General features: G+C 43.0%; 10 protein-coding genes and 1 pseudogene. 3 read left to right on the top strand and 8 right to left on the bottom strand.

The window, feature by feature from the left end; all coding sequences use genetic code 11:
* Positions 1 to 687 precede the first annotated feature (687 nt).
* Positions 688 to 2,211, bottom strand: a complete 1,524-nt coding sequence (locus IV84_RS07675; RefSeq protein ID WP_056986360.1) for a primase C-terminal domain-containing protein — start codon at positions 2,209 to 2,211, stop codon at positions 688 to 690.
* Positions 2,212 to 2,827: 616 nt separating this feature from the next.
* Between IV84_RS07675 and prgP the strand changes: the two genes are divergently transcribed.
* Together prgP and prgO are read left to right on the top strand one after the other, a co-directional pair.
* Positions 2,828 to 3,727: a ParA superfamily DNA segregation protein PrgP gene (gene prgP, locus IV84_RS07670; RefSeq protein ID WP_042255042.1), complete on the top strand. Its 900-nt coding sequence runs from the start codon at positions 2,828 to 2,830 to the stop codon at positions 3,725 to 3,727.
* Positions 3,714 to 3,995, top strand: coding sequence for a DNA segregation protein PrgO (gene prgO, locus IV84_RS07665; protein WP_042255044.1), 282 nt, complete (start codon positions 3,714 to 3,716; stop codon positions 3,993 to 3,995). The genes prgP and prgO overlap by 14 nt, the downstream gene beginning before the upstream one ends.
* A 273-nt stretch (positions 3,996 to 4,268) precedes the next feature.
* Here the strand turns inward: prgO and IV84_RS07660 are convergent, their stop codons facing one another.
* From IV84_RS07660 to IV84_RS07650, 3 genes are read right to left on the bottom strand one after another with little or no spacing between them, the layout of a single operon-like run.
* Positions 4,269 to 5,135, bottom strand: a complete 867-nt coding sequence (locus tag IV84_RS07660) for a lysophospholipid acyltransferase family protein (protein WP_056986359.1) — start codon at positions 5,133 to 5,135, stop codon at positions 4,269 to 4,271.
* A complete protein-coding gene (locus IV84_RS07655; protein ID WP_056986358.1) occupies positions 5,132 to 6,082 on the bottom strand; it encodes a glycosyltransferase family 8 protein in 951 nt (316 codons plus the stop codon). Before IV84_RS07655 ends, IV84_RS07660 begins: the two co-directional genes overlap by 4 nt.
* Before the next feature lie 17 nt (positions 6,083 to 6,099).
* A complete protein-coding gene (locus tag IV84_RS07650) occupies positions 6,100 to 6,876 on the bottom strand; it encodes a lysophospholipid acyltransferase family protein (RefSeq protein ID WP_056986357.1) in 777 nt (258 codons plus the stop codon).
* A gap of 214 nt (positions 6,877 to 7,090) precedes the next feature.
* On the opposite strand from IV84_RS07650, the gene IV84_RS07645 reads away from it, so the two are divergent.
* Positions 7,091 to 8,842 (top strand): ABC transporter ATP-binding protein, encoded by a 1,752-nt coding sequence (locus IV84_RS07645; RefSeq protein WP_056986356.1) that lies wholly within the window; start codon positions 7,091 to 7,093, stop codon positions 8,840 to 8,842.
* 271 nt (positions 8,843 to 9,113) lie between these two features.
* On the opposite strand, the gene IV84_RS07640 is transcribed toward IV84_RS07645, so the two are convergent.
* The 4 genes and pseudogenes from IV84_RS07640 to IV84_RS07625 form a co-directional block, all read right to left on the bottom strand.
* Positions 9,114 to 9,962, bottom strand: coding sequence for a glycosyltransferase (locus tag IV84_RS07640; protein ID WP_085768482.1), 849 nt, complete (start codon positions 9,960 to 9,962; stop codon positions 9,114 to 9,116).
* A gap of 76 nt (positions 9,963 to 10,038) precedes the next feature.
* Positions 10,039 to 11,025 carry an IS30 family transposase gene (locus tag IV84_RS07635; RefSeq protein ID WP_201783026.1) on the bottom strand — a complete coding sequence of 329 codons (987 nt, stop codon included), beginning with the start codon at positions 11,023 to 11,025 and terminating at the stop codon, positions 10,039 to 10,041.
* Positions 11,026 to 11,124: 99 nt separating this feature from the next.
* Positions 11,125 to 11,274 (bottom strand): annotated as a pseudogene (locus tag IV84_RS07630) (DNA adenine methylase); the annotation flags it as partial.
* A gap of 148 nt (positions 11,275 to 11,422) precedes the next feature.
* Positions 11,423 to 12,004 (bottom strand): recombinase family protein, encoded by a 582-nt coding sequence (locus IV84_RS07625; RefSeq protein WP_056986352.1) that lies wholly within the window; start codon positions 12,002 to 12,004, stop codon positions 11,423 to 11,425.
* Positions 12,005 to 12,315 lie beyond the last annotated feature (311 nt).

The raw sequence follows: 12,315 nt of genomic DNA, 5'->3' as shown, positions 1-12,315 counted from the left end.
ACTATCCTTCAACACCATTTGACAAACTTCCTGATTTACTTGTCAGGACACAAAAAGAGGGGCCCCACGCGCTAGCGTGAGACCCCCCGACTTAAGTACAGCGTCAGTATTGTCTTGTTTTGATTGAACACACCGAACCCATTTAACCCGTTAAAAAAACACGTTAAAATTAACCATCCACAAGTATTCTCTCGAATACTCTCAATTTCGTAAACAAGAGTATCGAAAGAACGCCCAGTCAATGATATAATGAGTTTCGTCATGGCCTATCGTTTACAAGACATCTAGGCTGTGTCAGGAGGGCAACGGTCGCCAACGTGATAATACCACGTTATGCGGCACAAACTTCGCCATCTTTTCAAGAACGCCAATTCTTGAAAAGACTTTGGGAGCTGGTCCCTCTTTTTTTGTGCCCTGATAAATAAATCAACAGGCACCGTGCTATTTGCTTTACAACTTTAAAATAGCACAGTCAGACAATACTGACAACACAAAACATAATAAAACTATTAAGTTTGCCACATCAAGAACATACGTTCCCCTTGACTGACTATAGTTTACCGCACTTCCTAAAATTTGCCAAGATATATTTGTGAGTTCCCCAACAAACCACCAAACTAACAATACCCTCACACAGCAACAAGCCTATTCTAGATATATACCTATGGCAATTGATAGCAGCACTTTTCACCCCGTTCTTCTTCTCGTCTCCATTCCCCACGGTGGCTCTGAATCACCACTCACCGCTTGTATCTCAGTTAAAGTACCAACTGTTGGCTCATAAACATTTTTGCTTACAGTTGGCATTAGTGTCGTTAAATACCCTGTCCACGCTTGACTTTGAGCCTGACGGCTCACCATAGCCGACTTAAATAACATGGTCACCGTCGTCAATAAAGTTGGCTGGTTACCACGCTGCACCCGCTTCAATTGCGAAGTTGCTTGTAGTTGCTTCATAACCCGATTCAAACTCGCCGGAGAAATCCCTAATTCAGCTTGAATTTGACGCGTTGACATGGCAACCGAAGCGGCAGAACCACCCATTCGATTAATCAATGCAAGCACATCGTTACGCCATTCGTGGGCATGACTGTATTGTCGTTCGGCACGCGGCTTAGCAAATTTATGCCAGCCAATCCCAGCAACAACTTTACCTGAAAAATTAGGCACCCATTGATCCAATAGTCCTTGAACATAACTCAGTGCTGCCCCCCGATAGTTACCTGAATAGGCGTCTCTCACGCACTGTACAACTTCGCGATCGGCCAACGGATCATGTAGATTTGAATTGAAGACGTCAAGCACGTCTCTCGCACGTTGTTGCGAGATTTTTGACTGATACATCGCTAAAGCTAACGTCAAAACCGTGTTGTGACGGGCTAAACCTTGACCTGATTTGACTGTTGTCACTTTCAATAAGGCTTTAAACCAAGCTTGGTCAACCTGCCGACCTTCATCTGGGGCTAGAGAAATCACCTGTCGTTTATCCGGCTTCGTAACCGGAACTTGGGCAGCATAATATTGTGACCACTTCATCAGAGCGCTCACCTGGACCAACATATGTGCATCAAAAAAGACTAGATTGTCTTGCCGGGGAATTCGAAAAATTCCAAAGTTATTGCAGCCGACATCGACCCCCGCCACTCGTTTTTGAATCCACTGCCGCACAAAACTCGACATTTTTTGGGCTGCTTTTAAGACTGGAAACTGACCGCGTGTTTTCCGCAAAAACATAGGCTGATCAAAAACGTAGTAGATATGGAATCCCTTCGTAGTCCGCAAAATCATCGTGGGAATGAATAAGTCAGCAACGGTTACGGCCCCCAAGACCTCTTGCTCACGCGCGTCTCGTTCTTGTGCGTCGGCAAAATCAATATCAACGACCAAGGTATTAATCTGAGCTAAGTTAGCTTCCCGGTGTCCCCGAACACTCGACCGATTTTGCGTATAGCCAAGCCAGTTGAATGTATTGGGCGTCCAGTGAGTCATACGATCGGCGATGGCGTCAAGTGCTTCAAAAGAGGTGATAACCACACCATGTGCTTTTTGCATTGAATCTTTACTGCTGAAGAGCGCAATGGCCCCTTTTTTTGTAGGAGTTTCCATCACTTGTCCGGCAATATTAGAACGACTATTTTTAACTTTATAGGTATGTAATGAATCGTGTAATACCAGCTTTTGTGCAGTCTGAACCGTCTTTAAATCGTACATGGTGAGCTCACCTCCTTTCAAAATAAACACCTAAGTTAGCTTAATAGAAATGACATAGAAACCGAAAAAGCGCAGACAAAAAAGCAACTTAGCGTTATGCCAAGTTGCTTAAGGTGGACGTAGTCCGACTACCCCCGAATAAACTTTTAAATTTTTAAATTACCGCCTACGGATCTAATTAACTAGATCCAGTGAATTTGCACAGAAGTCGCTCACCACACGTGTCCCCTTTGTTTTTACCCGGCAGCTTGTCCCCTACCGTTTTGAAATCACACCATTCTCGACATCTTACCATTTTGCTGGTATAATCTCTTTAGTTGAATGAAAAAGATTTTTTTGTCGAGTGCTTCCCAATTGCCGTTGGGTGGCGCTTTTCTTTTATTTAAGGTAACCATACACCATAACAAAGAAAATGTAAACAAAAACATCAAAAGTATACTTTTGATGTTTTTTAGTATATTAATCCACAAATCCACGAGTATACTAATGTAAAAGTATAAGAGTATATTAGTATACTTTTACATTAGTATACTTTTGATAAAAAAGCTTGATTTCAGGTTTCAATATGGTATACTATATTTGTAGCAGAAGTATACTTATGAGAGGAGTGTTATCAATGACGTACGTAATCGCTTTAAGCAACCAAAAAGGGGGCGTTGGCAAGACGACCAATAATGTGATGTTCGCAATCACTCTTGCCACCGTTTTCCATAAAAAGGTTTTACATATTGATATGGATCTCCAAGCAAACAGTACATTCATGCTCGGTATGACCTTTAATAAATCAAATTGGCCCGCTTCTATAACAAGATGCTTAAATGATAAGGATCTAAGTAAGGGAATCACGCATCTAACAGAAAATCTAGATGCCATTGCAGGAGATTCTGATTTTCGAAACTGGGGCACATGGGTAGCCGACCATATAAAGGGTGTCCACGAACGAACCTTTTACTTCAAAAAATTACTAGATAAAATCAAAGACGACTATGACTTTATTTTTATAGACACTCCACCAGCAACAGATATAAAAGTCGACAACATAATGGTTGCAACTGACTATGTAATTGTTGTGCAAGAAACCAAGAGATTCGCATTTGAGGGTTCAAAGGAACTAACCAACACTTATCTTCAAACTCTATACGATGACTTCAGCGACGAGATTAATGTTCAGGTCGCGGGAATACTGTTAGTCATGCTTGACAAAACTCACACGGTTGAACAGCTCATTGTTGATAAGACCGTTAAATATTTTGGTAAACAGAATATATTCAATGCCATTATCAAAAGTCACTTACGCCTTGAAAATTATGGTGAATACGGAGTTCAGTTTGAAGACTACCACGATCGTGCTATGTTCGCACTCTTTTCCGATCTTTACGCGGAATTAATGGAAAGAATAGACCAATTCGAAAGTAAAGGAGATATTGCTGACGATTATGTCTACACGCCAAAATATCTCAATGGCAAAAAACTAACACCACTTGGAAAGGAGATAAGTGCTGATGGCCTTGATTAAAAAAGATGCTGATCACTTCGAAGTGAACATAAAAAAAACAGTCGATGATTCCAGAGATGAACAAAAAACTACTAAATACTCCGCAGCGGACAGAAAAAGCCTAAGGGTCGATCCACCTGTTTTTGACACGATAAAGAGTCTAGCTTACATTAAAGACGTGAAAATGTATGAACTTGTAGAAAGCGCTGTTGAGGCATATAAGCAAAACACGCTTTCAGATAGAGAGAGAGAAATCTTCGACAGCATTTATCAGAGAAAACAGTCATAAGTATACTAGTGCAAAAGTATACTTATGATAATTGGCCTATAATCACTGATAAACAAGCATTTTAAAAAGTATACTAGTCGCTAAATATACTTTTCCACTAGTATACTTTTTCTGATTTCATAGATTAAACTATAGGTAGATTGCAAATTTGTCCAAAAATTCGGATTAAATTTGCAATCTACCTAACTAATTCGTTATTCGATCCTAAAAAAGGTATGACTGTGAATGAAAGATCATTTTGTTCACGGTCATGCCTTTTTGTTGTCCATTTAGTTATTGATAATGACCAGCAATGTCGTCTGGACTAAAATCCTTAGTGAATTGACGATCATAGGCCTTTTCATAGGCAGCAACTTTTTGTTGGTAATCAATTTGGCGCATCTTTTCGGTAGCTTCCCGCTGTGATGTGGCCGACTTTTCGACCGCATCCGGATAAATTGGCGGTAACACATGGACCGTATAATTGATGCCATGCGGATCCGATTTGGTCGGGGCGTCAACCATCGAAACAAAGCAGGACACGATTGGCACATTCAATCTAACGGCGTAGTAGTACGCTCCCCGTTCAAGCGGCCGCGGTTTGCGATAGTTGAACCACATTTCCCGTTCCGGATAAATTAGAATTGACTGTTTGCGTGCCAAGCTACTTTGCAAAAGGGCAATAAACCCCTTGCCCATGTAATTGACGCTGTCGCTGACAGGTATCGTATCAGCGTATGTCATAAAAAATCCCAGCATCCCGGGCATTTTAAGGTTGGTGAGCTCAACGACAACCGACAAATCAGGTTGATTCAGGGCTAATCGAACCAGCAGGTTGTCAATCGGGCTAAAAAAGTGGTTACAGGTAATGATTGCCGGCCATTCCAATGCCTTTAAATTGTCAGTCCCCTCAACTTTTAAATTGGGATTCATCATCCTCGCAGCCATATTCATGACCGACCGGACTTCGGCTGCCCGCCAATGATAACGTTTAGTTTGGTGAAGCTTCAAGAAGTGGTCCAACACCTCATGCTGCTCGGTAAGTGTCAGTACTGGATCATGTAGTTCGACTTTTTGATTAAATTTTCCCTGACGGACGTTTTCAGCAATGTTTTGAATCACTTTGTCACGCTCGCCAAGCTTTACCGGTGTAAAAGTCATAGGGCAATTTTTACTCCTTGCTTGGCCATGGCGTAAAATGTCGTTGGGGTCTTAATAATATCAACGGCTAATTGCATCAAATCGGACTGATTCTTCTGATCACGGGCAACTTCTTTAGGATTCATATCTGCGAGCTGCTGTTTTAACATGGTCTCGTAATCGGTTTGTTTGGCATAGGTCCAAAAATAGCTTTGTCGAGGGGCATCATCATAGCGCCACGGCTTGGCAAATAAGTTATAGTGAATCAGCCAGGGGTCAACATCCTGTGGCGTGGTGATTTGGATGTGCCATGACGGGTTCAAATAATAAATTCGATTTCTCGCGATGGCATTCATGTAGTCCTGATCCGGGGCCAAACACTTGAAATGGTACTTGTTCAAGAGCTGCAAAAAGTGTTCAGCGAATTTTAAACGGCGCATTTCAGCCAGGTTCATCAACAACACGCCGGAACAAACGTATTTCTGTGAATCAATCCCAACGGCTTGTTCAGCATAGTCAATCATTTCCGGAGTGTGGCCGATGAAGTGATCCGGCACTGCGCCAACCAGGTTATCCCCCAGCTGGGTATCAAATAATTCACCCACGTCCTTTAAAACCACCGTGTCCGCATCCAGGTAGAGCGCCTTATCCAATTTGGGGAACAATTCAGCAATAAACAGCCGGAAATAAATTGTAAAGGTAAAGTAGTCACTGCGTAGTTTGTTATTCTTATCAGTAATTTCTTGCTTCAAGCGGTCATTAATTGAAACAAACTGAATTTTGAGGTTGTCCGTTTCAAAGGCTTTAAGCCGCCCTTGATTGTCGGTATTGAGATCATCACACAACACAATCACCTGGTAATGCCTGTCCGGTGATGTATGCGCGACCAGTGAAGCCAGTGAAACTGCCAGATAAGGTGCATAATTGTCATCGACAGCGTAAAAAATTGGCACGGTTTGATTTTCCATAATGAATCCCCCTTAAATTAATGTGATTGATGCTGGTAGGTCATAAATGACACGTTGCTTTGGTGACTGCGGGTCACCATTTGGGCATGAATCTGATCGTGGAGTTTTTGTTGGCGTTGTTTACGCGGAAGTGACTTGTCCGGCATAAACGGACCGTCGAAGTATACCACCTGCTTGGGTCGGCTCAACAGTCGGCCTTTTTGATATGTAATCGTCATGCTGTAGCTGGGCAGGTCGGCAGCGACTGGATAATGGAATGCGCCAACTGGAAACGGACGAATCTTGGTGTAATACGGCCAAACATGGGCTTCGGGATAGATAAACACTCGTTGATGCTGGTCCAATCGAGCATTCATCGCCCGCTGGAATTGGATCATTTGTGATAATTTCGCGGGTAGGATCAACGCACCACCCATCGCCAAGAGACGACCGACGATTGGAATACCAAGGTTGGCAGGTTCCGCAATCGGATACGCCCGCCGGGGTATTGCGACCAGCATCGGTAAAAGTGCATCCCCCAGCGGCTGGGTATGGTTGGCATAAATGAAGGCGCCCCGTTTGCCTTGGGTGCGCAGACACCGTTTGTTTCGAAAAGACGTCCGCAAATACAGCCGACAATAAACGAAGCTGACAACAACCGCCACCCAGTAGACGACCGTCGCCGTTACGCGGTAAAACCAATTTTGATGCAGCCAAATGTAGCCCTCAGGAATGGTGGCATTTTGATTTTTGGTAAAGACCACGTCATCATCAAAATCATGATACGTAAACACTTTTGATGTCCGTTTAGTCATTACCAATGTCATCCTTTCTTCCGAGAAGTTAAAATCATGAACAGAACCATTCTACCCCAAATATGACATTATTTCATCATTTAAAAATGGCAATTCACTAAAAATCGCCCTTTAAATGATGAAATTGGTGTAAAATTAAGGCTTGCTATGCTAGGATATTTGGGATAACAATGGATGTATACACATCATTAGAAGGATTTAGGGGATAATTTTGATGCAAGCTCAGTCCAAGAACAATACCAAGTTTAACTTTAAAACATTTATGGGCCTAATCAACCGAATTCACCCCCGTTACTGGCAACTGCTGCTTGGCTTTTTTCTAGGAGTTGTCGCAACGGCGATGCAATTGATGGTTCCCGGCATCGCCAAGGGGATCATCAACTCAATCGGTCATTCAATGGATGTCGGCCTAATCGTTGCCGTCATTTTACTATTCGTTTTCAGTACCATTATTGGAGCCTTTTCCGGCAGTATTTTAGGCTTCTTCGGTGAAGACGTCGTCTATAAGCTGCGAACAACACTTTGGGATAAAATCTTAACCCTGCCGGTGGGTTATTTTGACCAAACCAAATCTGGCGAAATAACGTCCAGGTTGGTCAATGATTCCACACAGGTCAAGGAACTGTTGGCCAATTCGGTTCCCAAAACCGCAACTTCGATTCTGCAACTGGTTGGCGCATTGGTCTTAATGCTCATCATGGACTGGCGGATGACTATCATTATGTTTATCGCCGTTCCGCTCGTCTTGATCTGCCTGCTGCCAATTGTCCGCCAATCCCACAAAGTTGCCAGAGCGAGACAGGACGCACTGGCAGATCTCAATGGTAAAGCCGGTGAAATGCTGGGCGAAGTCCGTCTAGTCAAATCGTCTACCGCAGAAAACTTAGAACGAACAGCCGGTGATAAACGGATGTATCGCCTTTATCGCATCGGGTTAAAAGAAGCGATCTATGATTCAATTGCCGGACCTGTAATGGGCATGGTCATGATGGCCATGGTCCTGGGAATTCTGGGCTATGGTGCGATCCGGGTTCGGGAAGGTGCCATTGATATTGGGACCTTATTTTCATTTCTGATGTACCTGGTTCAAATGATTAGTCCATTTGCGGTTCTCGGCCAATTCATGTCTGATGTTGCCAAGGCAAGTGGCTCAACCACTCGAATCCAGGCATTATTGCAAACTCATGAAGAAGATCGTCTGACTGGAACGGATTTGGATATTGGCGATCAAACACTTCAGATGAACCACGTCAGTTTTTCTTATGATCAGCATCACCCCATTTTATCCGACGTGTCGTTTACGGCAGAACCCAATTCGGTCATTGCCTTTGCCGGACCATCCGGCGGTGGCAAATCAACCATTTTCAGCTTAATTGAACGTTTTTATGAACCTAACGAGGGCAGCATCACGATTGGCAATACCAATATTACTGATATTCAACTTGCCGATTGGCGCCAGCAAATCGGCCTGGTCGGCCAAGACGCTGCGATCATGTCTGGAACGATTCGTTACAATTTAACCTATGGTTTGCCGGGGCATTTTTCCGATGAACAGCTTTGGCATGTCTTGGAAATGGCTTACGCAACGCAATTTGTCCAGAAGATGCCTCGGGGCTTGGACACGGAAGTCGGTGAGCGTGGAGTCAAGGTATCGGGGGGCCAACGCCAACGATTGGCGATTGCCCGGGCCTTCCTGCGTAATCCAAAAATCTTAATGTTGGATGAAGCAACGGCGAGCCTGGATTCCGAGTCCGAAATGATGGTCCAAAAAGCGCTGGACCAGTTGATGGCCAATCGAACAACATTGGTGATCGCCCACAGGCTAAGCACAATTACCAACGCCGACGAAATTTATTTCATAGAAAACGGCAGGGTAACGGGCCAGGGAACCCACCAACAGTTAGTGAAAACGACTCCTTTGTATAGGGAGTATGTGAAAAATCAGAGCGCGACGAGCAACGGGTGAGGCGGTTTCTAAGGGTACTTTGATTGAAGTCCCTGGGTTTGGGACTTTAATTAAAGTGCACTTAGAAGTTAGCCTCAGTTGCGTCGGAGCGTATTTTAAAGGCCGGAGGGATCTCAAAATCCCCTAACCCCACCAACCAATCGATAATTCTTCCACTTCCTGCACACCAATCCAATCAAGACAAAATATAAAAAGAGCCAATCATTCCAAAAACAGGAATAATCAGCTCGTTCATTAAGATTCTAAGAGCAACACATCTCGCATCGCACCCTCACTCAGTTTTCAATTCCCCTTCAGCATCCAATTCAGCCATAATCTCCTGATACTCGGCTAAAATATCATCATATTCATGCAAATGAAGTTGCTGGTGAACTTTATCAACTTCCCAAGGCTTGACCGAAACCGTGTGGACGATCGGCCATAATTTCCAGCGGGTGGAGAAATGCTGAAAAACGGTGTCAGATTGAACATCCTGTTGCTCATTGTATTTTTCAGGGGCAAAAGCCTTGTGCTTGGCCAGCTTATTCATCGCGGACTGGTCCGGCATAATCATCGGCCATTTTCGGCAGCATTCCCGGCAGCGGGCCAGTAATTTGTCTTGTCGGATCATATCCAGGTTCATCAGGAGCATCCCCGAGTTAATGTAATCAAATGCTCTCTGTTGATGATGGAAGAACCAACGACCGTAATGATCCAATACGCCAACAAAATCAGTTCCTGCCAGTGATTGATGATAAAAATCTTCAAACGGCCGGCGACACACAACGTCAGCGTCCAAATACAGAATCCGATCGGAAAATTGCGGCACCAAATCACTATACAGCCGCAACATACTATAGGGCGTGAATAACGTGTTGATGTTCGCCTTGGGCAAATCCGCCTCAAACTGAGTGGTAATGTCAATTTTGGTAACGCCACTATCGACATTTTCCCGCTTGACCAGTTGATTCAAAAAGGCTGCGTGATCGTCAGTCAGCGCTTGAAATTGCTGATGACGATTATACAATTGTCCAGTTAAAATGTAGATGTTGAGTGGTTCTTGCGCGTGTTTTGTCAGTGAGAGGATTGAAATAATCAACCCCGAAAACATGTGGTCATCTCCACAGTATAAAATATCCAAACCGCATTCATCCCCCAATTCGTGTCTCATCAATCAAAGTGTGTCATATTTCCAGAGAAATGGCAACGGCGAATTGTCAAACTAAGTGCAACGGTTTGTCAAAAAATACTTCATATGGGGTTTCATAGTTTAACACTTTGCGAGGACGTTGATTTAACTGCTTTTGGCAGTGTTCAACGTCCTGTTCTGTATAATTATCAATATCTGTTCGCTTGGGAAAATATTCCCGGGTTAATCCATTTGTATTCTCATTTGTTCCACGCTGTTCAGGCGAATATGGATCGGGCCAATAGACAGTAACACCTAACCTTTCGCTGATTTCATCAAGATGAAGAAATTCGGTCCCATGATCTGGTGTAATAGAATGAACAAATTCTTTAGGAATGGCCCCTAACAGTTCAACTAAGCCTTTATTTATCTCCTGCGAGTCCTTTTGCACAACCTTTTTGATAAGCGTAAGCCGACTAAGCCGATCGACAATCGTTAAAAGGATGGAGTGACCCGTTCGACCAATCACAGTATCAATTTCCCAGTCACCTATACGTTGACGCTGGTTGATAAAACCAGGGCGCTCATGGATCGAGATATAGTCGGTCTGTACTTCTCGATGTCGTCTAGTATTCTTTGAATGCCGAGTCCGATGTTTATGTCTGAGATGGCGCTGAATACCGGTATCACCACGTGAGGAGTACTTCTCACCTAAATTGTGTTGATAGATATGACGGTAAATTGTGTTGTAGCTAACACACCATTGATGTTCCTTATTAAAGCGAGCGGTAATCTGCTCTGGTGACCAGTGCAGATCTAAGATGTAATGAACAATTTGACGGCGTAATTGTGGATGGCTGTCTAATAGCCGCTTCTTGTGACAATTCTGCCGCTTTTGATGATAGTCATTATCTGCTTTGCTTGGGGAATAATTACCTGCACAACGTTTTAACTCCCGTGAAATAGTGCTTGGATTTCGCCCCAGCCGTAACGCAACAGCCCGGATAGATAACCCCTTAGCTCGTAAAAACATAAGTATTTCACGTTCTTTTATAGTAAGATGTTTATAGCTCATACCGGATACCTCGAATTGTTTGATTTGGTCGTTAAACATATTCTACCCGGTATGGGTTTATTTTTTTACTTTGTGTTGCATTTCAATTGTAAATTCGCCATCTAAAAAAACAGCGCCCCCTCCCACGAATGGTTCGTAATAATTTTTAATTTTTGACGGCAAATAACGTTTTATCTCTGGTAATAATTGTCGCTTTCCCCCAGCCCATTTGACAAAGGGCTTAACTAAAGGATTCTTGTGTATTGTCATTATATAAGTTCTCCTTTAGATTCTAATTTTTAATTTAAATACTAATTAAAGATGCGACCAACTTCCAGTAGCATCATTTTTAAGCATTTGTTATTTTACGCCTGTTTCAGGGCTTCTAATCTATTCTGATTATCTCATGTAAACCGGTTCAATGCACATCGAATTTCTTTCGGTATCTGATAAAGGTTGTCCGTTTAATCCCGGTATTACGGGCAACATCTACATCACTCATGCCCGTCTGGTAAAGTTTAAAAGCATGTAGTAAACGGGGATCATCTTCGGCATATTGAGGTTTCCGACCATGATATTTACCCTGCTGTTTAGCGAGGGCAATCCCTTGTTGCTGCCGTTCAATGATCCGCTTACGTTCGCTTTCAGCTTGATATTTATACAGTTCAATAATGAGATTCGTCATGAGCTGGCGTAAATTAGGATCCGCAATCCCTGTCATGGACGGCAAGTTTAACACATCTAGGGTGGTCCCCTTATTTTGAATGGTGTTCATGATCTTAGTTAAGTCCTGGTTGTTTCGGCCTAAGCGATCTAATTCAGTGACCAGGACAATATCACCCTCGCGAACATAGGCGAGCATTTTTTGCAGTTCTGGTCGATTGGTGTTGGCCCCACTCAATTTATCTGTGAATAGCTTATCAACGCCCTTTAAAACCGCTAGCTGCCGATCTAAATGTTGTTCCTTGGAACTCACGCGAGCATAACCAATTTTAGCCATTGTCAGCACTTCCTTTTGGACAGTTCTAATGAACATTTATAATTCCTAGTATAGCACAGGACCAAAAATGACCACTAGGGTATACCCTAGTGGCCTTTTGGGTTCAATTAATAATAATCAATAGTATAAAATTTTAGCATGAAGGTTAAACTGCGCTTAATATTCAAAACGTTTAAGACGCTTTTCAGAATTACTCGATTGTTTAATAAACCGCCTGGAACCCAGCGCTTTTACAATTATGGTAGTTAGAAAAACCGTTAATTAAAATCTAAGATCATTAATAGAGAGCGTAAAATATCTTGTGTAAATGC

This window comes from Pediococcus damnosus, from assembly GCF_001437255.1.
Taxonomy (GTDB): Bacteria; Bacillota; Bacilli; order Lactobacillales; family Lactobacillaceae; genus Pediococcus; species Pediococcus damnosus.
Note: the sequence above shows the minus strand (reverse complement) of the source record. Positions and strands in the feature narration are given on the sequence as shown.

Coding starts and splice junctions, on each gene's coding strand:
- IV84_RS07675 (WP_056986360.1), bottom strand. CDS start 2,211: ATGTACGATTTAAAGACGGTTCAGACTGCACAAAAGCTGGTATTACAC.
- prgP (WP_042255042.1), top strand. CDS start 2,828: ATGACGTACGTAATCGCTTTAAGCAACCAAAAAGGGGGCGTTGGCAAG.
- prgO (WP_042255044.1), top strand. CDS start 3,714: ATGGCCTTGATTAAAAAAGATGCTGATCACTTCGAAGTGAACATAAAA.
- IV84_RS07660 (WP_056986359.1), bottom strand. CDS start 5,135: ATGACTTTTACACCGGTAAAGCTTGGCGAGCGTGACAAAGTGATTCAA.
- IV84_RS07655 (WP_056986358.1), bottom strand. CDS start 6,082: ATGGAAAATCAAACCGTGCCAATTTTTTACGCTGTCGATGACAATTAT.
- IV84_RS07650 (WP_056986357.1), bottom strand. CDS start 6,876: ATGACTAAACGGACATCAAAAGTGTTTACGTATCATGATTTTGATGAT.
- IV84_RS07645 (WP_056986356.1), top strand. CDS start 7,091: ATGCAAGCTCAGTCCAAGAACAATACCAAGTTTAACTTTAAAACATTT.
- IV84_RS07635 (WP_201783026.1), bottom strand. CDS start 11,025: ATGAGCTATAAACATCTTACTATAAAAGAACGTGAAATACTTATGTTT.
- IV84_RS07625 (WP_056986352.1), bottom strand. CDS start 12,004: ATGGCTAAAATTGGTTATGCTCGCGTGAGTTCCAAGGAACAACATTTA.